The sequence below is a fragment of the Pseudodesulfovibrio portus genome (genome assembly GCF_026000375.1).
GTDB classification, from domain to species: domain Bacteria; phylum Desulfobacterota; class Desulfovibrionia; order Desulfovibrionales; family Desulfovibrionaceae; genus Pseudodesulfovibrio; species Pseudodesulfovibrio portus.
Map to the genome: position 1 here is coordinate 370,533 of NZ_AP026708.1, position 23,531 is coordinate 394,063.

Annotated in this window: 20 protein-coding genes and 1 tRNA gene; 4 read left to right on the forward strand and 17 right to left on the reverse strand. The window is 59.4% G+C overall.

From position 1 onward, the window contains the following. Positions 1-21: 21 nt before the first annotated feature. The 4 genes from OO730_RS01880 to cutA are packed head-to-tail and all read right to left on the reverse strand — an operon-like array spanning position 22 to position 3,044. Positions 22-606 (reverse strand): adenylyl-sulfate kinase, encoded by a 585-nt coding sequence (locus tag OO730_RS01880; RefSeq protein ID WP_264982885.1) that lies wholly within the window; start codon positions 604-606, stop codon positions 22-24. A 3-nt stretch (positions 607-609) separates the two neighbouring features. Beyond that, a complete protein-coding gene (locus OO730_RS01885; protein ID WP_264982886.1) occupies positions 610-1,692 on the reverse strand; it encodes a phosphotransferase family protein in 1,083 nt (360 codons plus the stop codon). Between the two features lie 31 nt (positions 1,693-1,723). Continuing rightward, complete coding sequence (locus OO730_RS01890; RefSeq protein ID WP_264982887.1) at positions 1,724-2,659, reverse strand: carbohydrate kinase family protein; 936 nt, start codon at positions 2,657-2,659, stop codon at positions 1,724-1,726. Positions 2,660-2,717: 58 nt separating this feature from the next. Further along, complete coding sequence (gene cutA, locus OO730_RS01895) at positions 2,718-3,044, reverse strand: divalent-cation tolerance protein CutA (protein ID WP_264982888.1); 327 nt, start codon at positions 3,042-3,044, stop codon at positions 2,718-2,720. A 112-nt stretch (positions 3,045-3,156) separates the two neighbouring features. Here cutA and nth point away from each other — a divergent pair, with 112 nt between their 5' ends. Further along, entirely contained in the window at positions 3,157-3,792 is a 636-nt protein-coding gene (gene nth / locus OO730_RS01900; RefSeq protein WP_264982889.1) for an endonuclease III, read from the forward strand. Beyond that, a complete protein-coding gene (gene tgt, locus OO730_RS01905) occupies positions 3,792-4,910 on the forward strand; it encodes a tRNA guanosine(34) transglycosylase Tgt (protein WP_264982890.1) in 1,119 nt (372 codons plus the stop codon). Before nth ends, tgt begins: the two co-directional genes overlap by 1 nt. A gap of 3 nt (positions 4,911-4,913) precedes the next feature. Here the strand turns inward: tgt and OO730_RS01910 are convergent, their stop codons facing one another. The 12 genes from OO730_RS01910 to lysS all read right to left on the reverse strand — a co-directional run bounded on the left by OO730_RS01910 (position 4,914) and on the right by lysS (position 20,388). Further along, positions 4,914-6,296: a YihY/virulence factor BrkB family protein gene (locus OO730_RS01910; protein WP_264982891.1), complete on the reverse strand. Its 1,383-nt coding sequence runs from the start codon at positions 6,294-6,296 to the stop codon at positions 4,914-4,916. 84 nt (positions 6,297-6,380) lie between these two features. Beyond that, positions 6,381-9,536: an AsmA family protein gene (locus OO730_RS01915; RefSeq protein ID WP_264982892.1), complete on the reverse strand. Its 3,156-nt coding sequence runs from the start codon at positions 9,534-9,536 to the stop codon at positions 6,381-6,383. Then, a complete protein-coding gene (locus OO730_RS01920) occupies positions 9,529-10,416 on the reverse strand; it encodes a damage-control phosphatase ARMT1 family protein (RefSeq protein WP_264982893.1) in 888 nt (295 codons plus the stop codon). Before OO730_RS01920 ends, OO730_RS01915 begins: the two co-directional genes overlap by 8 nt. Before the next feature lie 128 nt (positions 10,417-10,544). Continuing rightward, positions 10,545-11,387 carry an LpxI family protein gene (locus OO730_RS01925; RefSeq protein ID WP_264982894.1) on the reverse strand — a complete coding sequence of 281 codons (843 nt, stop codon included), beginning with the start codon at positions 11,385-11,387 and terminating at the stop codon, positions 10,545-10,547. Positions 11,388-11,396: 9 nt separating this feature from the next. Further along, positions 11,397-12,197, reverse strand: coding sequence for an acyl-ACP--UDP-N-acetylglucosamine O-acyltransferase (gene lpxA, locus OO730_RS01930; RefSeq protein ID WP_264982895.1), 801 nt, complete (start codon positions 12,195-12,197; stop codon positions 11,397-11,399). Next, complete coding sequence (gene fabZ / locus OO730_RS01935; RefSeq protein ID WP_264982896.1) at positions 12,197-12,655, reverse strand: 3-hydroxyacyl-ACP dehydratase FabZ; 459 nt, start codon at positions 12,653-12,655, stop codon at positions 12,197-12,199. The genes lpxA and fabZ overlap by 1 nt, the downstream gene beginning before the upstream one ends. Next, on the reverse strand, positions 12,648-13,688 hold the full coding sequence (gene lpxD, locus OO730_RS01940) for a UDP-3-O-(3-hydroxymyristoyl)glucosamine N-acyltransferase (protein WP_264982897.1): 1,041 nt from the start codon (positions 13,686-13,688) through the stop codon (positions 12,648-12,650). Before lpxD ends, fabZ begins: the two co-directional genes overlap by 8 nt. Before the next feature lie 4 nt (positions 13,689-13,692). Then, positions 13,693-14,208, reverse strand: a complete 516-nt coding sequence (locus tag OO730_RS01945) for an OmpH family outer membrane protein (protein ID WP_264982898.1) — start codon at positions 14,206-14,208, stop codon at positions 13,693-13,695. 31 nt (positions 14,209-14,239) lie between these two features. Next, positions 14,240-16,960, reverse strand: coding sequence for an outer membrane protein assembly factor BamA (bamA, locus tag OO730_RS01950; protein ID WP_264982899.1), 2,721 nt, complete (start codon positions 16,958-16,960; stop codon positions 14,240-14,242). Continuing rightward, a complete protein-coding gene (locus OO730_RS01955; protein WP_264982900.1) occupies positions 16,950-17,633 on the reverse strand; it encodes an ABC transporter ATP-binding protein in 684 nt (227 codons plus the stop codon). The genes bamA and OO730_RS01955 overlap by 11 nt, the downstream gene beginning before the upstream one ends. Beyond that, positions 17,626-18,858 carry a lipoprotein-releasing ABC transporter permease subunit gene (locus OO730_RS01960; RefSeq protein ID WP_264982901.1) on the reverse strand — a complete coding sequence of 411 codons (1,233 nt, stop codon included), beginning with the start codon at positions 18,856-18,858 and terminating at the stop codon, positions 17,626-17,628. The genes OO730_RS01955 and OO730_RS01960 overlap by 8 nt, the downstream gene beginning before the upstream one ends. 21 nt (positions 18,859-18,879) lie before the next feature. Beyond that, positions 18,880-20,388 carry a lysine--tRNA ligase gene (gene lysS / locus OO730_RS01965; RefSeq protein ID WP_264984111.1) on the reverse strand — a complete coding sequence of 503 codons (1,509 nt, stop codon included), beginning with the start codon at positions 20,386-20,388 and terminating at the stop codon, positions 18,880-18,882. A 275-nt stretch (positions 20,389-20,663) separates the two neighbouring features. Between lysS and OO730_RS01970 the strand changes: the two genes are divergently transcribed. After that, positions 20,664-20,739 (forward strand) — tRNA-Asn (locus OO730_RS01970). Between the two features lie 170 nt (positions 20,740-20,909). Here OO730_RS01970 and OO730_RS01975 read toward each other — a convergent pair. Next, complete coding sequence (locus OO730_RS01975; RefSeq protein WP_264982902.1) at positions 20,910-21,518, reverse strand: VPLPA-CTERM sorting domain-containing protein; 609 nt, start codon at positions 21,516-21,518, stop codon at positions 20,910-20,912. Positions 21,519-21,870: 352 nt separating this feature from the next. Between OO730_RS01975 and OO730_RS01980 the strand changes: the two genes are divergently transcribed. Continuing rightward, complete coding sequence (locus OO730_RS01980) at positions 21,871-23,529, forward strand: Na/Pi cotransporter family protein (RefSeq protein ID WP_264982903.1); 1,659 nt, start codon at positions 21,871-21,873, stop codon at positions 23,527-23,529. Positions 23,530-23,531: the final 2 nt, after the last annotated feature.

Below are 23,531 nucleotides of genomic sequence, written 5' to 3' on the forward strand. Positions count from 1 at the left end.
GTTTATACCTGTACCAGCCAGTTAAGCACGGGCGAGCCAGGTGTCCAGAAAGTGCATTATTTTTCCCAGGGCCTCTTCACGGGAAAGACGGGTGTTGTCAATCACGAACTCGGCGTCCTCGTCGATCTCGAAGGTTACGTCCACGCCGATGACGTCGCCCAAGCCCCTGACCGGCTCCCCGGTCTCCTTGCGCCGCAGGGCCTTTTCGTAGAGCCCGGCCATGACCTTGCCCCCGGGCCGGGCCGACTCCCGCCGGACGGCCTCGGGGAGATCGCATTTGATGAATATCTCCGCAAACCGTTCGATGCGGTGACGAGCATAGCGCCGCATGGAGACCTTGTAGGCCGAACCGTCCATAATCACGTTGTTGCCCTGGGCGACGAGTTCCGCGGCTTCGTCCACGAACATCCTGTAGGCGGATTCCCTTTCCTCCGGGGTGTAGGCGGGATTCGGGAAATAGCTTTTTCGGCGCGCGTCCATCTCGAGCAGGGCGGCCTCCGTGCCCTGCCCGGCCAGCCGGGCATGAATGCCCTGCGCCAGGGTCGACTTGCCGCTGCCGGGCAACCCAACCACCCAGACTGCCCATGGTTGGCGTGATCCGTCCACGGCCTACTCCAGGTACTTGTTGATGTTCGCCCAGTCGAAGACGTCGTCCTCGAGCACATTGGACAGGAGGTTGAACAGACGCCGCCTGACCTGTTCGGGGTGATCCGGATACCATTCCGGCGAGGCAATGACCAACCCGCGGAACACGAAGAACGGAGCCATGACCTCCAGCACTTCCGTGTCGCCCGTGACGGCGAAATACTCCTCGAAGTACGCGTTGTAGAGAGTCTTGAACGGACCGTTGAGCCGGTCATGTCCGTACAGGCTCCACAGCAGGTAGTTGATGGCCATGGTCGCCAGGTCGCCGCCCGGCTCACCCCACTCCCCCCGGCTCCGGTCGAGCACCGAGAAGTCGCCGTCGTCCGTGACCAGCACATTCCACGGGTGGAAGTCGCCGTGCACCGCGCTCAGCCGGTGGGTATAGCCCTTCAGCTTCCAACGCCAGTCGATGAGCCGTTTTTCCAGCGCCTTGAACCGGTCGTCGTTAAAGAAGGAATAGGCGGGCGGAAAGGCCTCGTCCACCAGCCCGAGGATGCACTCGCTGGAACCGAGCAGGTTGCGGATGTGGCGGTAGTAGAGGTGCGGATCGTCGAGTTTGACCGAATGGACCCGGCCCAGCCACCGGGCGAACTCGCGGGCGGTATCGACGTCCGCATCCCGCAGCCCGTCGCTCTTGATGCGTTCCAGGTCCAGGAAATAGTCGTGCCCTTCCAGCTTCTCGTTAAGGATGAAGAATTCCTCGGGCTCCTCCACCGGGATCAGGACGTCGGATGCATTGACGTATCCAAGGCCAAGGGGGCGGACGTGGCGCTCCATGCGCGCCGAGGTCTCATACTGGAACATGAGGATCGCCCCCCGGTCCCAGTAGAACTGGTGGCCGTACTTGTCCCCCTTCATGATGGACAGCACGGCCTCCCGGACCTCGCCGCCGACCTCGAACCGCAGGAGCAGGGGCTTGCCGTAGCCGAAGCTCTTCATCCCCTGCTCGTCGAGGTTTCCGATATCCCCGGCCTTGAGCAAACGGGCGTCATCACCGAATGCACGTTTGAGATACGCTTCCACGGCTTCGATCTTCAACTTGATCATGACGCCCTCCCCGGTTAACCGGTCGTGCGGATTATTCCATGGGGCCGAAAACGCCCTCGTAACGCCTGGTGAATTCCTCCAGGGTGAAGCTGTGCTCCTGTGTGCCGGTCTTCTCGACCGCATAGGTGGCGCACACGGCTCCGAGCTTGCAGGCCTCGACGACCGTCTTGCCCATGGATAATCCCTTGAGCAGGCCGGAACGATAGGCGTCACCGGCGCCGGTCGGGTCGACCACGGCCTCTGCCGGGCAAACGCCGATGGAGGTCTCCTCGTCGCGGGTGCTGACGACCGACCCCTTCTCGCCCAGCGTCGTAATGAGGTACGCCACGTTGTCGAGGATATCTTCCTGGGACATGCCTGTGGATTTCATGACCATCTCCAACTCGTAGTCGTTGACGATCAGGATTTCGGCCCCGACGATGGCGTCCCTGAGCTTCTCGCCGCCGAGCGCCGGAATCTGCTGGCCCGGATCAAAGATGTAGGGGATGCCCTTTTCGCGGTAGTACCTGGGGTGATCAACCATGTCGTTGATGTTGCCGGGAGAGATGATGCCGATGGCTTCTGCCGAATCGATCCTGGTCATGTCGTATTGGCAGGGGTACTTCATGGCGCCGGGGTTGAAGCCGTTGATCTGGTTGTCGGCCTTGTCCGTGGTGATGTAGCAGCCGGCCGTGAATTCCTGTTCAACGGTCCGGATGCCTTCCACGGAAAGGCCGTAATGCTGCAGCCGTTCATCGTACAGGCCGAAATCCTTGCCGACCTGACTGAGGATGACGGACTTCTCGCCCAGCAGGGACAGGTTGTAGGCTATGTTTCCAGCCGTGCCGCCGAACCGCTCGAACAGGCCGTCGACAACGAAAGAAACGTTCAGAATGTGAATCTTGTCGGGCAGTATGTGATCGGAGAATTTCTCCGGGAAGGACATGATGCGGTCAAAGGCCAGAGACCCGGTAATGTAAATCTGCATGAATACTCCTTGAGTGGCGTTGTGTTGTCGGCAAGGTACGTGCGGGGACCGGTCCATGTCAACGGTCCGCGCCGCTTGCCTCGGTCCTGATCCAATCAAGGAAATCCGGATTGCCGCCGGTGATGGGCACGGCCACCACGCACGGCACCTCGTAGCTGTGCATGGACTTGACCGCATCGGTCAGGCGCGCGACCAGATCGTCCCGGGTCTTGGCTATGAGCACTGTTTCCTCGGCACGCTCCACCTTGCCCTGCCACCGATATACGGACCGCATGCCCGGCAGGATATTGGCGCAGGCCGCCAGTCGCTGCTCCACCAGGGCCGCGCCGATCTCCTCGGCCTGCCGTGGGGACTCGCAGGTGATGTAGACGAATGATTCGGCCATGTTCACTCCTTGGTCTGTTATCCGGATGATACATGCTTTGGCGACAGGCGCAATAATTTGACACTTGAGCCGCGAAATGGCAGGTGCTAACACCTTCTGCCACGGAGGCACCATGAAAAAGACAGAACGAGCAACCGAAATCCACGCCCGACTCTCCAGGCGGTATCCCGAGCCCGAGCCCGCCCTGCACTGGTCCGACCCGTGGCAACTGCTGGTGGCCACCGCCCTGTCCGCCCAGTGTACGGACGAACGGGTGAACAAGGTCACCCCGATCTTCTTTGAAAAGTGGCCGACCATCGCCGACGCGGCCGGGGCCGACGTGATGGAGGTGGAAGAGGTTGTCCGGTCCACGGGTTTCTTCCGCAACAAGGCCAGGAACATCAAGGCGGCCGCCACCCGGATCATGGAAGTGTATTCCGGCGAAGTGCCCCGCTCCATGGCCGAACTGATCACTCTGGGCGGCGTGGCCCGCAAGACCGCCTCCATCGTCCTGGCCAACGCGTTCGGCATCAACGAGGGCATTGCCGTGGACACCCACGTGAAACGGCTTGCCTTCCGCATGGGCCTGACCGCCAAGACCGATCCCGTGCAGATCGAGAAGGACCTGATGCCGCTCTACCCCCGCGAACAATGGGGCGACATCAATCACTACCTGGTTTTCTTCGGACGCGAGGTCTGCCCGGCCCGCAAGCCCAAGTGCGATATTTGCGAACTCAACGACATCTGCCCCAAAAAGGGAGTCAAATAATGACCCGACCCGGCGACTTCACCGTTCACACCACCGACGGCCAGGCGCGGCGCGCCACATTGACCACGGCCCACGGCGACATCCAGACGCCCATCTTCATGCCGGTCGGCACCCAGGGCACGGTCAAAAGCCTCACCCCGCTGGATTTGGAAGAAATGGACGCCCAGATCATCCTGGGCAACACCTATCACCTCTACCTGCGCCCCGGCGACGATCTGGTGGCCCGGCGCGGTGGACTGCACAAGTTCGCGAACTGGAAGCGGCCCATCCTGACCGATTCCGGCGGATTCCAGGTCTTCAGCCTGGAAGGCATCCGCAAACTCAGCGAGGAAGGCGTGGAGTTCCGCTCCTACATCGACGGCTCCAAGCATTTCTTCTCGCCGGAAAAGGCCATCGACATCCAGAAGAACCTGGGCTCGGACATCATGATGGTGCTCGACGAATGCGTGGGTTACGGCAACGACCGCAAATATACGGAAAAATCCCTGGAGATGACCACCCGCTGGGCCAAACGGTGCCGCGACCACTACCCCAGGGGTTCCGGCGACCAGCTCATGTTCGGCATCGTCCAGGGCGGGTTCCACAAGGACCTGCGCGAACGGAGCCTGGAGCAGTTGCGGGAAATCGACTTCGAGGGATTCGCCATCGGCGGATTGTCCGTGGGCGAATCCACCGAGGAGATGTACGACATCCTCCATCACATCACCCCGCTCATGCCGGGAGAAAAGCCGCGTTACCTCATGGGTGTGGGCACGCCGCTGGACATCCTGGAAGGCGTTTCCGCAGGCGTGGACATGTTCGACTGCGTGCTGCCTTCGCGCAACGCGCGAAACGGCACCCTGTTCACCTCCCAGGGCAAGGTGAACATCAAGCGCGCCGAGTTTGCCGAAGACGACTCGCCCCTCGATCCCGAGTGCGACTGCTATACCTGCCGCAATTTCACCAAGGCGTACCTGCGCCACCTGTACCAGGCCAAGGAGCTGCTCTCATACAGGCTGAACACCTACCACAACCTGTACTTCTACCTGAACCTCATGAAGCAGGTTCGGGCGAGCATCGAGGACGGGACCTTCGCCGATCTCAAGGCGCGCTATGAAGCCGCCTACTTTGTCGGATAGGAATCAGGCAGAGCAGACCGGCGCGTCCTTGGGCGCGACGGTCAGTACGTCCACGGAGTAGGTGTCCACGCATTCGAGCAGGGTACGGTTGACTTCGCTCGACTCGGTTATCTTCCCAAGTTCCCCGAACATGTTGTCCAGGAAGCCGAACTTCTGCGAAAACTCCTCGTAGACACGGAGCACGCCCTCCATGTTGACCACCTTGACGATGTCCAGCACCCGGACCTGATCCAGGGCGCGGGCCGGAGCATAGACCTCCTGCCCGACCGCGTCCGTCAGGACCACGTATCCGGCACGCTGCAGCAGGCAGAACAGGCTGGTGACCAAGGGAGCCGGGGCCATCAAGCCGTCTGAATATTCCTGCACCGAAGGCAGAGGGGAACCGTCCCGAAACCGCTTGGCCAGAATGATCATCATGAGCACGGCAAGCTTCTGCCGCTCATAGGGCGTAGCCTGGCCGAAATACCGTTGCTTGGTGAAGGAATTGATGTTCTGCCAGGCATAGCTGACCTGGGAACCGAACAGGACGATGACCCAGCTGATGTATATCCAGATGAGCAGCAACGGCAACTGGGCGAAGCTGCCGTAGATGGCGTTGTACTTGGCCGCGCCGATCTGCCAGTTGATGTACAGCCACTGGGCCATCTGCCACAGCACGCCGCCGACAACGCCGCCGATGAGGGCCGCCGACAGGTTTACCTTGGCGTAGGGTATGAAGGCATACATGAACATGAACGCCAGGGTGATGAGTACATAGGGCGTCAGCTTCAGGAACACCGACTCCAGGAACCCGATGGCCTCGACGCTGAGCAGGCCGGACACCATCTCCTGCTGCTGCAGGCTGATGTTGAAGCTGGACGCTATGATCAGCACCAGCGGACAGATCAGGATGACCGGGAAGAAGTCCGCCACCTTGCGCCAGGGAGACCGCCCCTTGCGCACGTTCCAGATGGTGTTGAAGGCCTTTTCCGTGGTGCCGACCAGGGAAAACACGGTAAACAGCAGCGTGGCGACGCCGACCCATCCCAGGGCCTGTACGTTGGTACGGTCGATGTATTCGATGATCTTGTCCGCCACCTCCACCCGACCGGTGGTCAGCTTGAGGATGAGTGTGCGGATGAATTCCGTATTCTGCAGGCCGAATCCCTTGGAAATGGAAAAGGCCACGGCCAGGAACGGCACGATGGACAGGATGGTGGTGAAGGTCAGAGCCGCCGCCCTGATGATGGTCTGGTTGGAGGCGAAACCGAATCCCACCAGATAGAGCAGACGCCATGTGCTGCGCCAGAGCCGAATGTAGATCGGGGTGTCCACGGTATTGCGCACCCAGATGCCTTCGCTGAAATGGGTTTTTACCTGTCGGGAGGCGCGATCGAACGAGGTCATGTCATCTCCGGGCGTTGCGGCCGTCGGTACGTTTCAGGGACGGAACATACATACACATTTTCACTCCCCACCCGCAAGAAACGATCAGGGGGTAAAGAGGTCCCGCAGGAAGTCGAAGGATTTTTTGGGAATGCTCAGGATGTTGACGACCGTATCGTTGAGGATGTCGCCGGTGGGAATGCTCACCTCGGGGTCGGTCAACCGGCCGGAAAGCACCAGGGTGACGCTCGGCACGACCACGAAATCGTTCTGGATGGACAGGTCGATGGTATTGTCCGGCAGGCTGAAACCGCCCTTGCCGTAGGACTGGAGCACGGGCGGTGCTTCCACGCGGAACTTGTCCGCCGTGAACACGCCGTTCTTCACGGTGAAGTCGCCGACGGCCTTCTGGAAAACCGTCCGGGACCTGGCCCGCTGCTCCATCTTGTCGATCTCCAGCTTGCTCATCGTCCCGGGCGCGATCTCGCCTTCCTTGGGAAACCCGGAGAACTTGAACGACCCGTTGGTGACACGGACGTCAACCTTGCCGTTGAGGTTCTCGAGGATGTCGTCGTCCGTGGCTCCCTGACTGACAAGGTCCATATCCACATCCGTCTGGCCGCGCACGTACTCCTTGCCGCCCAGGTCTCTGGTCAGCGGTCCGGCCTGCATGTCCTCCACGTGAAGCTGAAGCCGGGTGGTCAGGAATTCCCTGTTGATCTGGCCGTTCCAGTCGGCCGTCAACGCCCCTTCATAGGTGACGCCCTGGACCTTGGAAACGTGAATCTGTCCGTTTTCGGCCTTGATGTCGCCGGTCACGCCCTGCGACCGAATCTTGGCCAGCTTCAACTCCTCAAGCGCGGCCTTGCCGTTGAGGCGCAATGCGCCCAAAAATTTCAGGGGCAGCTTGACCGGCGGGGCCTTCACATATTTCTGCGTGCGCCGCTCCTCCAGCGTCCGCTCGGGTTTGGGCGGCAGATAGCGGTCGATATCCAGTCGCCCGCCGTTGAGGGAAAAGGAAAGCATGGGGTTGTCGTACCCGTTGCCGACCACCTGGCCGGTGACCGCCATGCCGTCTATGTCCGCCACGGCATTGTTCAGGGTGAACCCTTCCTTGTCGGCCGCAAACCGGGACGCAAGGGACCACGAATGCAACGCCTCCGGGTCGGCCGTGGGAAAATCTTCCCCGGTCAGCAGGAATATGAGCCGTTTCGGGTCAGCGTCCCTGATGGCGAACTCGCCTGTTCCTTCAATTTCGTCATTCAGGCCGGTCACCACACCGCGTCCCGTGACGATGGTTTCCAGCACCTGGAGAAAGCCGTCTTCGATCCCGACCGTATGCGTCTTGGAGTCATAGACGACCAAGGCCGAAGCATTGACTCGCCGGGAGCCATCGGGCAGTACGGCCAGGAAACCGCTGCCGTTCACCGACGCCCCGGTCGTGACCAGATGGGATTCATCCCAGGCCACGGAGACAGGCCCCTGCACGTCCACAGACAGTTTCTCCACATCCGTGCCCCCCTGCATGCGCAGGGAAGCGGCGATGACCGGATTCCAATACCGTGCCGGACCGTTCCCGGGACTCATGTCCGCCTTCAGCTTGAACTCGGCATACGGCACCTCCCGGCCTTTGCCGGACGTGCCCCTGATGCGGGCGACCCCGTTCAGGAGAGCCAGCTCAACGGTCCCCGTCAACCTGTTCACCAGGTTCATGGACCGCTCCTGCGGAGGGCACGGCATGGACGGGACCGTCAATTCAAGCCCGATGGACCCGACGCCGCCCAGGGACGCCTTGTCGCCATGCAGGAAGGCGAAACCGTCCTTCTGTGATTCAGCGTCGATGTACGCCTTCATGGACAGGGTGGGCATGCTGCTTTCCGCGTCAGCCCCGATGACGGCCTCAACCGTGCCGCCCACCGAGGCCTGGCCTTCCTTGATGGCCCCGGCGTCGATGACGATGGACTTGTCGGCGGTCACCTTCAGGCGGATGTCGGATAAAAGCGTGTCCAGGAGGGTCAGTCCATCCGACCGGACGGTCCCCTGCCCCTTGAACGCCCGGAACAGCGGCAGGTTGAAGTCATCCCAGATGAACGGCGTGCCGGTCCTGAAAAGCGGAAGATACCGGTCCAGATCGATGGTGGTGGAACGCAGCGCAAAATCAAAGACGGGCGTGGCGAAACCGCTCATGCCCAGATCGCCGCGCACCGTGATGTCGTCAAGGGTGGCCACCAATTTCTCGAACCGGACGCCTGTCTCGTCAATACGGAAAAAGGATGCGAAAGCACTGCTCTTCAGGCCATCCACCGAGTCGACGGGCACCTCGGGCGCAAAACGGGAAATGAGCGAGGCCGGGACAAAGGGGCGGACCGTTACATGTCCCTGGCCGCTCAGGCTCTCGCGCAGGTCGCCGCTCGTGATGCTTCCCTCGGCTCGCAGCCCCAGAAGCTGGGCCTGGAAATCCTGCAGGCTGACCGTACGATGCTCCCAATCAAAAGCCACGCCCGCGGTCAGTTCCCCGGGCTCGGCGTCCTCGGGCAGAAAGTCGCCGTGAACGGTGGCCGTCACAGTGGCGTCGTCCAACCGCAGATCGGATAAATCGGGATTGAAACCGACAAGCCCGGTCAGGGCGAGGTCGGCCCGGACACCCAACTCCTCCGAGGAAAATCCGCTCCCCACGGTAACCGGGATCGGGCTGTCAGCCCTGATATCCCCGGTACGAAGGGAGATGCCGCTCAACCGCCATTCCCGGTCGTCCCGCCTGTCCTGAAACAGGACATTCGTGTTGGCTATCTCGATGTTCGACAACGACAAGGCCCAATCGTTCGATGCGGCCCCGTCCCCGCTGCCCTGGATGCTCCGTATGAGCGATTCCAGATTGAACCGCCCGTTCTCATCAACAATAACGGCAACCTGCAAACCGTCCACGAAAACCGATTCGATCATGATCGAACGGGCGAGCAGCGGCAGGACCTGAACATTGACATGGATGGTCTCGAAACGGGCAAACGGCTCGGTGCCGAGTTCAGGATCTTCGCCAATGGTCAAACCGCCCACTTCGAACAGGATTTCAGGCCAAAGATTGATGTTCAATTCACCGACAAGGCGCACCTCGCGGCCCGTTGCCCGGCTGAGGGTGTCGGTAAACAGGGTACGGAATTCCCGGGTGTTTATGTAGTCGGATGCATAGAAAAGACCGGCCACGGCCACCAGCACGACCGCCACGACCAGCTCGATGCCCAGGAGGACCAGTCTCCTAATCATGGGCGGCTCCGTCCGAATTCATATGGCAGAACGCGCTGCTTCCGACCTGGAGGCCGGTTTCGGCGGCAACACGGGGACATTTGACCTTGAGAGCGCAAAAAATACCCGGCCACCGCCCGGAAAGCGCCTCGAAGTTGCCCTGTCCCTTGGCCAGTATGACGTCGGCCTCGCGCATGCGATCGAGGAACTCCGGGGTGCACCGCTCCAGCACCGTGCCGGGCGTGTCGACGCCGCTTTCAACCACCGGACACAGATTCGTCATGCCCACGGCCCGGGCGTCGTCCATGGTGGCGTCGTTGATCACGGGAACCGAGCGGACGGCATAGGTCACGGCGCACCCGCGGCGCTTGAGCTCTTCCACCAGCAGGGTGTCCAGCACGATCTCGCCGGTGTTGTCGCCAAGAATGAGGACCATCGCTCCGGAAACGGCCTGCCGTTTGAACGCGGCCAGGGCGGCGGGAGAAACGGAACGGGCCACGGCTCCGAGCTCCCCTTCCAGGTCGAACTCCAGCTCCACGCCCCGATCGATGTAGTTGCCTATGATGGAAAGTTCCAGGGCAATCCCCAACGGGTCGCCCTCGGGATCGGCGGTTTCAGCGGCCAGCCGTTCTCTCAGTTCGGGCATAAGGGACATTACCCATGCGTTGGCCTCTTTCTTGTCTGCGGCATACAGATCGCCGCACCCGGTCATGCGTCGGACCAATCGGGCCAGATGACGGGCAATGGCAGGCGGCGGCTGATTGAGATCCAGGGATGCGATCTCGCTCCCCCAAGCCTTGACGATTTCGTGCTGCAAGGTCGGATCGTCCGGGCAGGCGAGCTTTGCCTCGTTCACGGCCATCTTCATGAAGCACGGCATGCAATCAAGAGAGGTATCCATTCATTATCCCGGATGACAGAATTCATTGAGAACATTGAAGATTCATATGCCTTAAAATCTCCTGTCCCTCCTTGGAGGATGGCACAACACCGCACCCATGGCAAGAAAAGGGCGGTCTGGAAGCCGGGTCAGTCGCCTTTCAGGCTGAACGATTCCCCGGTAAGACCGACAATGGAAATATTATTGGCATCGGCGAAACCGAGGGCCGCCTCACGGTCGAAGAACAGGGACTTGCCCGCTTCAACGCCAAGGCAGGTGGCCTGGCCGTCGGCCATGGTCCTGAGCGTGTCCAGGCCGAGGCTGGGGAGATCGACCTCCTTCTGCTGTCCGGGCTTGAAGACCTTGACCACCACGCACCCTTTGCCGCCGTACGAACAGCCCCGCCTGATGGCCTCGTCAGTCCCTTCGATGGCCTCCACCGCAGCCACGACGCCCTCGTTGACGACCACGCACTGGCCGATGTCCAGGCGTCCGAGTTCCTTGGCCATGGTCCAGGCGAAATTGAGGTCTTTCCACTCCCGCTCATCCGGCTCCCGACGGGTCAGGACGCCATCCGGGGTCAACAACTCCGGCAGGAATTCGTGCGCGGGAACCACGGGCATGCCCTCCTTCTCGAACTCTTCGGCCAGAATGCCGAGCAGTGCGGAGTCGCCCCTGTTCTTCTTGCCGAGTATGAGCTTGATGGCGCGCATGTCCAGGTGGCGGACATCCATGACCTTGGGCTTCTCGATGGTCCCGGCCATGATCAGGCGGTCCACACCGTTTGACTTCAGGTAGCCGATGAGCTTGTTCAGCTTGCCGAACTTGAGCTCCATCCACTCGTCTGCCAGCGGGACCACGTCCATATTGGTATGGCCGGTGAAACCGGCCACCACAAGGCGGTGCCCCTTTGACTTGACGCCCTGGGCGACGAGGACCGGGAACTGCTTCCCGCCCGCGATGAGTCCGATGGTCAGCGGTGCGTCAGGCATACCTTCCGGCTAGTCGCCACCGTGTTTGTGGTCGGGGGTCACGCCGTTCTTGCTCTCGCGGATGAACGCGACCAGCCGGTCCACGGCGGCGCTTCCCTGGATTTCCTCTTCCACCTGGGCGAGGCTCTTTTCCTTGGTCAGGCCGGATCGGAAAATAATCTTGTAGGCCTTTTTCAGGGCCTTGCAGTCGGCGGACTCGAAACCGTTGCGGCGCAGGCCTATGAGGTTGGGGCCATACAATGCGCCGCGCACCCCGTGGGCCAGCATGAACGGAGGCACGTCCAGCTTGTACCCGCTGGCACCGCCGAGAAAGGCGTACTCGCCGATACGGATGAACTGCTGCACGGCGGAAAGGCCGGAAATGATCACGTTGCGGCCCACCTGCACGTGCCCGGCCAACTGGACTGCGTTCGCCATGATCACGTTGTCGCCGACGATGCAGTCATGGGCGATGTGGGAATAGGCCATGAACATGCAGTGGGAGCCGATCACGGTCTCGCCCTCGCCCTGGATGGTGCCGCGATGGATGGTCACGCACTCGCGGATAATGTTCCCGTCGCCGATGCGGGTGAAGGTCTTCTCGCCCTTGTAGGCGAGATGCTGCGGTTCGCCGCCCACCACGGCATGCGGATGCACGTGGTTGTCGGCGCCCATTTGCGTGTTGGAACGGATGACGCAATGGGATTCCAGCTGGGTCCGGTCACCGATTTTGGTGTCCGCGCCGATGACGACATAGGGACCGATCCGCACGTCCGCGCCAAGCTCGGCCGTGGAGTCGATGACCGCACTCGGATGAATGTCGCTGGCCATTACATATCCCCTTTGTTGGCGACGGCTGCGGAAAACTCGCCCTGGCAGACGACAACACCGTCCACCTCGGCCACGCCGCGCATCTTCCATATATTCATCTTGTTCTTCTCATAATACACGTTCAGGATCAGTTGATCGCCGGGCACGACCGGCTTGCGGAACTTGACCTTGTTGATGCCGGTGAAGAGGAACACCTTGTCGCCGAGTTCCTCTTCGACGGAATTCATGACGAATATGCCGCCGGTCTGGGCCAGGGCTTCGAGCTGCAACACGCCGGGCATGACCGGAAGTCCGGGGAAATGCCCCTGGAAGAAGTTCTCATTCATGGTCACGTTCTTCATGGCCTTGAGCCGCACGCCGGGCTCGAGTTCCAGCACCCGGTCCACCAGGAGGAACGGGTAGCGATGCGGCAGCATCTCCATTATCTTTTTGATATCGAGATTGAACTCGTTACTCATTGTCTTCTCCAACTGCCTTCTTCATGGATTCCAGTTCCATTTCAAGCTTTTTCAGACGCTTAAACATATCCGGCAACTTGGGCACGCACACACCGGCCGCCTTGAGGAAAGTCGCGTACGGCATGGCCGGAGTTCCGGACACCTTGACGCCGGGCTCCAGCTTGCCGGACACACCACACTGCCCGCCGACTATCACGCCGTCGCCGATGCGGGTATTGTCCGCCACCCCTGCCTGTCCGGCCAGGATGACGCCGTTGCCCACGACGGTGCTGCCGCCGATACCCACCAGGCCGACGATCAGGCAATGCTCGCCGATCTCGACGTTGTGGCCGATCTGGACCAGGTTGTCGATCTTGGTGCCGCGCTTGATGCGGGTGGTGTCAAGAGCGGCGCGGTCAATGGCCGAGTTGGCACCGATTTCCACGTCGTCCTCCACCGCCACCGTCCCGATCTGGGGGATCTTCATGTGGCCGGCCGGAGTCTGCGCAAACCCGAACCCGTCACCGCCCAGCACTGCGCCGGGCTGAAGGATGACGTTGTCGCCCAATGAGAGGCCGCCCATGACGACCACGTTGGGATACAGGATGCAGTTGGCGCCGACACGGGTTCCCTCCCCCACGTACACGCCGGGGAAAAGCACCGTATTGGAGCCGATCTCAGCTCCCTCGCCGATGAAGGCAAAGGGATAAACCGTGGCCGTCCCGTCAACCGAAGCATCGGGATGGATGAACGCGAGCTCACTGACACCGGTCAGGCAACCCTGAGGCTTGGCAAAGAGGTTGATGATCTTTGCCAGGTCCATATAGACGTTGGTGCTGACCAGGGCAGATCGAACCCTTTCGGCATAAGGGCCGGATGTGAGGACACATCCGGCCTTGGTGGTTTCCAGCTGTTGCTGATATTTCGGGTTCACGAGAAAGGAAATCTCGTCAGGTCCCGCCTTGTCCAGGGTGTTGACCCCGGAAATTTCAATATCCGCACCAGTGTACTCTAGCCCGAGCTCCTCGGCCAGGGCGGACAATTTTATGCTCATGCAACTATTTTCCGGCCTGTTTCGCCTTGTTCAGGGCCTTGACCAGTTGATCTGTGACATCAAGTCCATCGGCGATGAAGGACAGCCCGGGAGTTTTTTTGTCAAACAGCACGGTGTAGCCGTTGGAAACACAAAACTCCTTGATCACCTTTTCGGCGACAGGGGAAATCGGAGTTACCAACTTGGCCTGTTCGGCCTTGAGGGCCTTCTGGTACACGTTGACATCTTCATTCCAATCACGCCCACGACGGCGAAGTTCCATGACCTTGTCCTGCATGGTCTTTTCGTCAAAGGCCTTGCTTTCAATCTGTTTCTTCAGGTTGGCGATGGCTTCGCGTTCCTTCAAGAGTTGCTTATCGCGAGCCTGAAACTTGGCGTCCATTTTCGCCTTCAGTTCCTGGCCGTACTGGGACTGCGTAATCATCTTCTGCAGGTCGAAAACCGCGATCTTGGTCTCGGCAAAAGCCACGGCCTGGAAAAGAAAGACGAAACACACAGCCAGTAAACAAATCTTTTTCATTGTATTCTCCTTGAATCTTGAATTCATCGTTTTAGAAGGGCTTACCCATAATCAGTTCGACCTTGTGCCGGCTCGAATTGTCCAGTTCATCCAGCGCATAGCCGTACACGAAGCCGACCGGTCCCATGGGGGAGTACCAGTTCAATCCGGCGCCCACACTCTTGTACAGACCGAGAGACGGCTCCTCTCCATACCGAGTAACGGAATCGAACAACATCTCGTCTTCCTGCCAAGAGTTACCTGCATCGAAGAAGACCAGTGCGGTGATGCCGAGTTCCTCGCTGATGGGCCGCTTCAACTCAAGGTTGGTATAAAACGCCTTGTTGCCGCCGATGGTGGACGAGGATGAACCACTCTCGGTGGGGACGATGGCGTAGTTGTCGTAACCGCGCACGGAGCCGACGCCACCGAGCTCGAACCGCTGTGCGGTCGGGATTTCATCGTTGTTCAAGTTCTCATGGACGTAGCCCGCCCAGAACTTGGAGTGGAAAATGACCTTTTCAAACACCGGAGTATACCAGTCGAACGAACCGATATACTTGACGAAATGGTCAGTTCCACCGATAGCGCCGCCGCCGTACGTCATCTTCAAAGTAGTCAACGTGCCGTCCGTGGTGCCCATGAACTTGTCACGCGTATCACGGGAGATGGTCCCGTTCAAGGTGGAGGCGGTGTGATCGCCTTCATCATCCTTGACCTCTTCGGATGCGTCGCTGTCAACGTCGTAAATGGAATAGAACTCCAGTCCATATCCCCATTTGATCGTGGTATATTCGCCGATGGGATAGAAGAAGTTCAGATTGCCGCCGGTCGAGGAAATGTCGTACTGGCTGTATTCCTTGTCAGTCTTATGCAAGGTCACGCCGAAGCCGAGATCCGTGTCGTTGATGCGCGGATTGGTGAAGTAGGTCGTGAACAAGGTGCTTGATCCGCCGATCTGACCTTCGAAGCCTACGGTGTAGCCGCGACCGAACAGGTTGGTCTCCTTGATGGTGCCGCCGAAGAACACGCCGTCGTAGGTGGAGAAGCCGACACCGCCGCTGATGGAACCGGTGGACTTGTCCTTGACCTTGACGACCAGATCCATTTCCTCGGGATTGCCGGTGGGAACGGGCGAAATGTCGACCTTTTCGAAGTAGTCGAGGTTGGAAAGACGCCGATGGGAGCGCTGCAGTTTGTCGCCGTGGAACCGGTCACCGTCGGCCAACCGCATTTCGCGCATGATGACGTTGTCGCGCGTACGGGTGTTGCCCTCGATCAGGACACGACGGATGTGGACCCGCTGATGCTTTTCGATGTTGTAGACGACATCCACGATTTTGGTCTCGGGGTTGTCCTGCAGCTTCACGCCCACGTCGGCGTAGGCATACCCATAGTTATTGTAATGGTTGGTCAGGGACTCGATGTCGCCCCTGAGCATGGTCCGATCGAAGTACTCGTCGTCCTCGTTGAGCGCATCGATGGAGGTCACTTCCAGGAGTTTGGCGGGCTCATCAATGAGATCGCCCTTGAAAAGGGTCTCTCCCATCTTGTACCGATCGCCTTCCCAAACCTTGTAGATGACGTCGATGCCGTCGTCCTTGATATCGATCTCGGGACGACCGACCTTGGCGGTCAGGAACCCCTTGCTCTGGTAAAAAGCCATGATCGCGGCCGCGTCTCGTTCGAGCAGCTCCTCCTTGAGGACGCCGGTATTGTCGATCCAGGACAGGAAGCCTCGCTCCTTGAGGGCCAGGACATCCTTGACGTCGTCCGGATCCATCTGCTCGGCACCGTCGATGATGACGTTTTCGATATACAGCTCCGGCCCCTCATCAATGACGAACGTCAAGCGGGCGACGCCGTTGCCGTCATCCGCCACCTCGTGAGTGACCTTGGCCTTGTAGTGGCCTTCCTTGCGGTACATCTCGCGAATGACGCGGATATCGTCGGACAGCACCTTCGGGTTGACCACGCCGCCCTTCTTGGTGGAGACGGCTTCAATGATATCCTCGGCATCGATCTCGTCGGAACCACGGACGCTCACCGCCTGGATGCGGGGCTTTTCCTTGACGTTGAAGATGACCTTCTTGCCGTCCTCGACGTCTGCCACCTCTACCTGAACATCGTCGAAATATCCGAGATCATATACATTCTTAAGTGCCGTATTGAGGGTCCTGGCGGTCAGGATGTCGCCCTTCTGCAGGGTCATGCGCATGAGGACGACTTCCTTGTCCAGGACCTGGGTGCCGGCCACATCGATTTCCGCGACAACGTCCTGCCTGAGCAGGTCCATGCGCATGCGGTCCACCAGGGAATCCACGGCGGGCAGCAGGTTGATGAGGCCTTCCTTGGAAACGGAAATGCGTTTGCCCGCACCCGAGGCCAGTGCATCGACCAGGCTGGCATCGAGAGTCAGGCTGTCGCCGATCTGGTTCAGGGAGCCGTACACGGCAAACTCGGCACCGGCGCGTTTGGCCACCCCGCGGGCGGACTCCGGATTCAGGTTGGCTGGAGTTGCGCCGCCCAGGGCGTCGCTGACAACGGCGGCATCTATGACCGTGAAACCGGCCTCGCGCAGTCTGTCGGACAGCAGTTCCGGAAGGCTGTCCTTCAAATATGTCAAATCATCGCCGGCATTGACCTCGAAAGGGAGGACCGCGATGGAGACGTCCTGGTTGAGATTGTCGGCGGCCCGAACCAGGGTGGGAACCGTCAACAACAAGAGTGCAATCACGCAGGTCGCAAGGGAGCGAGCGGGATTATTGAGCATAGAGTTCTCCTGAACGCAATTCAACACGTCGATGCGTCATGCCAGCAAGTTCCGGATTATGTGTAACCACAACAAATGTCATGCCTAATTCTTCGTTCAATGTCATCAACAACTCACCGATTCGGGTTCCGTTTTCTTCATCCAGGTTGCCCGTGGGCTCGTCGGCCAGCAAAACCTTGGGCTTGAGCAGGACGGCGCGGGCGATGGCGGCACGCTGTCTCTCTCCGCCGGAAAGCGTGGTCACCTTGTGGTCACGCCGATGCGAAAGCCCAACAACATCAAGAGCTTCCTGTGCAAGTTGCATACCTTTGGCCCGTCCCATCCCGGCGATGAACGCCGGCATGGCCACGTTTTCCAAAGTCGAAAATTCCGGCAGCAGGTGATGGAACTGAAAAACAAAGCCGATGTCCCGGTTCCTGATTAACGCCCGTTGCCTGTCTCCCAAGGTGCCCAGTTCGACACCGTTCAGGAACATCTTTCCTTCCGTTGCCCGGTCCAATGTCCCGAGCATGTGCAGCAAGGTGGTCTTGCCCGATCCGGAGGCGCCCAGGATGGCCAGTGCCTCTCCCCGCGCGATTTCCAGATCGACTCTGCGGAGCACTTGCACCGGCTCCGTCGGGCCCTCGAACTGCTTACTGACGGCAACCAATTTGTATATAGCCTCGTTACTCATAACGCAAGGCCTCGCTGGGACTGAGGGATGCCGCCCTGCGAGCCGGGTAGATCGTCGCCAGGAAACACAATAAAAATGCGGCCATACCGATCGAAATCAGGTCAAAAGCCTCCAGCCGTACGGGCAGATAGTCCACGGGGTAGACGTTGCTCGGCAGCTTGATGAACTGATACTTTTTCAACAACAGGCTGACCGGCACCCCGATGCAATACCCGATGACCGTACCGGCCAGGCCGATGAGCGTCCCCTGCAGCATGAATATGCGCCTGATGGACCGCACCTCGGCCCCGAGAGACATAAGTACCGCAATGTCCTTGGTCTTTTGTATTACCAGCATGACCAAGGTCGTGACAATGCTGAAGGACCCCACCAGCACGATCATGGCCAGAATGATGAACATGGCCGACTTTTCAAGTTTCAAGGCTGCGAAAAGATTGGCATTCATCTCCTGCCAGTGCCGGACGTAGACCGTGAACGATTCGATCCGCTCGCGCAGGTCCTTGGTGATGGCCTCCACGTTGTAGACGTCGTCCACGCTGATTTCCAGGCCGGAGACCACGTCCCCCTTGAATCCGAGAAGCGTCCTGGCCGCCGGGATGGACACGTAGCCCAGCGACGAATCGTATTCGAACATGCCGGTGCGGAAAACGCCCACCACCATGAACCGGCGTATCTTGGGCGTGAACCCGGCGGAACTCGACCGGCCCGAGGGCGACAGCAGATTCACCAGCGATCCTTCGGTCAAGCCCAGCCGCTTGGCCAGCTCGGAACCGATCACGATGCCGGGAAGCTCCCCTTCCGTGTCCTTGAGCCGCCGGATGTCTCCGCTGATCAGGTCCTTGGACAGGCTGACCACGGAGTCCGATGTGGTCGGGTCGATGCCCCGAAGAACCACGCCCTTGACCCCGGAACGGGTGGAAAGCATGACCTCAGAATAGACGAAAGGCGTCACCCCGATGACGCCTGGTACTTTTTTCGCCTCTTCCGCCAGCTCCCGGTAGTCCTCCATGCCGCCCCTCAGGGACGTGACCAGGATGTGGGCGTTGACGCCCAGGATTTTATCGCGGAGGTCCGTGGAAAAACCGTTCATCACCCCGATGACCACGATCAGCGCGCCAACGCCGATGGCCACCCCGCAGACCGCGAACAGCGATATGACGGATATGAACGACTGCTTTCGCAGTGCGAACAGGTAGCGGAATGCGATGAAGGTCTCAAATCTCATAAATATCCTCGGGCCGGCCCTTTAGCCGACCTCCGGCCGGAGCAGCGGGAAGAGGATGACTTCCCGGATGGAGGCGCTGTCCGTCATGAGCATGACCAGCCGGTCGATGCCGATGCCCTGCCCGGCCGCCGGGGGCATGCCGTATTCAAGGGCCCGGACATAGTCCTCGTCCATGAAGTGGGCTTCCTCGTCGCCAGCCTCCTTTTCCTGGACCTGAATCTCGAACCTGCCGCGCTGGTCAACGGGATCGTTGAGTTCGGAAAAGGCGTTCGCCATTTCCCGGCCCGTCATGAACAGCTCGAACCGGTCGGTGATGTCCGGGTTCTCCTCGTTGCGGCGGGAGAGCGGGGAAATGTCGGTCGGGTAGTGATAGATGAAGTGCGGCTGGATCAGCTTGGGCTCGACCAGGATGTCGAACAGCTTGGCCTGGAGCTTGCCGAGCTTTTCGCCCTCAACGACCTTCTCACCCTTCTCTTTCACCAACGCCTTGCACTTCTCGTAGTCCGCGTAGACCTCGGGCGACACGCCGCCGATGGTCTCCAGGGACTTGTGGAAGGGCACCCGGTGCCACTTGCCCACGGTCAGGTCGATCTTATCGCCCTGGTACTCGACAATGGTGGACCCGGTCACTTTTTCGGCGATGCGCGCGAACAGTTCCTCGGTCAGGTCCATCAGGTCCTCGAAGTTCGCGTACGCCCAGTAGAACTCGAGCATGGTGAATTCAGGGTTGTGCTGGGTGGAGGTGCCTTCGTTGCGGAAGTTCCGGTTGATCTCGTAGACGCGCTCCAGCCCGCCCACCAGCAGCCGCTTCAGGTACAGCTCCGGCGCGATGCGCATGTAGAGCTTCATGTCCAAGGCGTTGTGATGGGTCTCGAACGGCTTGGCCGTGGCCCCGCCGGGGATGGGCTGCATCATGGGAGTTTCCACTTCCATGAACCCCTTCTCATCGAAGAAGTCGCGCATTTCCCGGACAATGGCGGTACGGGCCTTGAAGATTTCCTTGGTCTTGGGCGTGACGATGAGGTCCACGTACCGCTGGCGGTAGCGGGTCTCCACGTCCTTGAGGCCGTGGTACTTTTCCGGCAGCGGCCGCATGGACTTGGTGACCAGCTCGAACCCCTTGGTCCTGACGGTCAGCTCCTCGGTCTTGGTCCGGAACAGGGTCCCGACCACGCCGACGATGTCGCCGATGTCGGTTTTCTTGAACCGCTGGTAGGCCTCGGTGCCCAGCTCGTCGCGGGCGGCGTAGACCTGGATCTTCGCGCTGCGGTCCTGAACGTGAAAGAAGGTCACCTTGCCGAAGGAGCGGTACGAGACCACGCGCCCGGCAATGGCGTATTCCGTTTCGTCGTTTTCGAGTGTTTCGCCATCGACTTCGCCACACTTGTCCCAGATCTCCTTGATCTCGGTGTCGCGCTTGAAATCGTTGGGGTAAAGATGAATATTTTCGTCCAGAAGGCCGCATGCCTTCTCAACGCGAGTCTTGATGACGGGGTTGAGCTCATCCTTGGCCTGGAGTGCCTCGAGCATGGGCATGAACCGAGCCGCGTGAGCGGACTTGGTTGCAAGCTTGATTTTCTTATTCTTTTTTTCTTGTTGTCCCAAAATATGCTTCCCTGTCTCTCCAAAAGTCTAGAAAAATACGAGAGACGTTGAATCCGTAAGCCAAATAACGGTTCCAGTCAAGAAAACGGCCCTATATGCCCCGGAAAAATAATTTTAAAAAATGCGGGACAAGTTCGACTTTTTCTCTTGACCGCCCCAAGCGATTTGTTTAAACCGTCTTTCGCCTCGACGGCAAATGTTCCCCAGTAGCTCAATTGGCAGAGCGGGTGACTGTTAATCACTAGGTTCGCGGTTCAAGTCCGTGCTGGGGAGCCAAGAGAAATCAAGCCCTTACGAGAAATCGTAAGGGCTTTTTCTTTTCAACGCCACATTCGGCCCCTGTTCCGGCTCAAGCACTTGGCTTATCGACAGCCCTCCCGATAAACTAATGGGCACCTTGCACGAACAAGATGCCCATTTAACATATTATTATGTTGGATCTTATCTTACGACGCCCGCTTTCTTCTCTTCAGTCCCACGAGTCCGGCCAGGCCTGTTCCCAGCAACCAGATTGCGCCGGGGATGGGAGTCGGAGAACCAAGAACGATGTTGTCAAAATCATGGTAAGGCCAATCCTGGCTCCATGTGACCAGGGCGACATTATCAAATACATCCCCGAAAGTTACGGTCTGCCAAGCGGTTCCAATGGAACCAACCGTCTGACTTCCCAGAAGGTTGTTGCCGGAATCATAAGCATTGAAGGTGACTTCCGCCAGGGTGGATATCTGTCCTGTCACGTCGTAGTGACGGATCAGATCAATTGATTCCAAGGAAAACGTAGTTGAGTCACTCTTTTGCAGCCTTGCAGAACTCCCCGAGACATAAGTCCACAACGCGGCAGAACCTTGATAGAAATTGCTGGATTGTTGGGCAATGATAAATACGGAATCGGCCGAATCCAGCAGGTATGACCCCGAATTATAGGAGTGGATGAAATCCGTAAATGACCCGGGAGTTTCAAGGTCGTCAAAAGTAATCGTGTAGGCGAAGGCATTCGAGGCCATCGCGACAGCGGCAACGAAACTAACAAGAACTCTCAAAACAACATTTTTCATGCCTCCCCCTTTTTACCTTATAAACCGTAAAACATTATTTTTATTTAGCAATAACTATTCCATATACGTTTTAACCATAAGAACATAATGGTTACGTCACTCGTCTTCCCAAAGATGGTCGGCTGTCTGCTTTTATCGGACCCACTTTGTTATCCCGCCCATCGCGTCATATCTTTCGGCGCTGCCGGGAATTCAGGTTGATCAGCCGCCACGCTCCCGCCGCATAACGGCCCGAACAATACATTGTTTGTCTGCCCGCCCCATATCCATGCTGTGGTTACAAACCGGTTTACTTTGCCTTCCTCCCCCTCTAGAATTAAACGATATCAAGTTGCCAGGAGCCTGAACCGAAATGATTTTCTCTCTTATCGCTGGCCTTGTGGGGGGCCTCGGACTTTTCCTGCTGGGCATGCGTCTGATGACCAAGGGGCTCAGGCTCGCGGCCGGAAACGCCCTTCGCAATCTGCTCGGCAAGTGGACAAAAACACCGCTGAGGGGACTCATTTCGGGGTTCACCATCACCGCCCTGGTCCAGTCGTCCAGCGCCATCACCGTGGCCGTCATCGGGTTCGTCAACGCCGGGCTCATGTCCATGCCCCAGTCCGTTGGCGTCATCTTCGGCTCCAACATCGGCACCACCGTGACCGGCTGGATCGTGGCCGCCGTAGGCGTCAACGTGAAGGTCAAGGCCCTGGCCCTGCCGCTCATCGGCGTGGGCGCGCTGCTGCGGCTGACCGGCGGCCAGACCCGGCGCACCCCGGTGGGCGACGCCCTGACCGGGTTCGGCATCTTCTTCCTCGGCATCGAGATTCTCCAGTCCACCTTCCAGGACCTCGGCACGGTCGTGGACCTGGCCGCCTACAACATCGGCGGCATCCCCGGTATTCTGCTCTTCGTGGTCGTCGGCGCAGTCCTGACCCTGCTCATGCAGAGCTCCAGCGCGGCCATGGCCCTGATCCTGACAGCGACCATGTCCGGCATCCTGACCCTGGAAAGCGCGGCCGCAGCGGCCATCGGCACCAACATCGGCACCACGTCCACGGCCCTTCTGTCCGTGCTCGGGGCCACGCACAACGCCATCAAGGTGGCTGCGGCCCATATCATCTTCAACCTGGTCACCGGACTGGTGGCCCTGGTCGCCATCCGCCCGCTCCTGCTCATCGTGGCCTGGCTGACCGGATTCATCGACGGCAACGACACCGCAACGGCCATTGCCGTATTCCACACCCTGTTCAATATTCTCGGGGTCATCATATTCCTGCCCTTCACCGACAGGCTGGTCGAATTCCTTGACCAGCACATCGGGCGCGAAGCAGCCATGCTCGGCAGGCCCCGCTACATCGACGACAACGTGCTCAAAACTCCCTCACTGGCCATGGACGCCCTGTTCATGGAGCTGGGCCGTTTGGGCGAGATGGCGCGCCTCATGTGCCAGAAGGGACTGAACGCGGACTTCCGCCACAAGAATTTCTACCAGGACAAGGCGGCCTTCGAATCACTCTCCGCCGACATCCGCAGCTTCTGCGTCAAGATCCAGCGGCTCGACCTGCCCGAGCAGGCCGCGACAATGCTTCCCACGGCACTGCGCGTGAATCAGTATTTCAGGCGGACCGTGGATATAATGTCCGAAATGTACAAGCAGTTCGACAGGCCGGTCATGGGCCTGCCGGAACACACGCAACGACACGTTGATGCCTTCAAGCAGGAAATCCGTGACATCCTCAACGTGGCCCACACCCCCTGCTCGGTCGAGTTCGCCACCCTGCATAAACAGATGGGCCAACTGGACGACACCTACCACGCCCTCAAGGACGAACTGCTCAAGACGGGTGCCACCGGCGAACTCTCCCTGAATGACATGGTCGCCAACCTCGAATTCCACTCCCGCATGCGCGCCATGTGCGAAAAGGCCGTCAAAGGCACCACATTCTGGTCGCTTTTGCGCGACATCGAACTGACCTGCGCCGCTGCCGACGCGGACAACGAATACTCGTGGAAACGGGAAGCCTAACC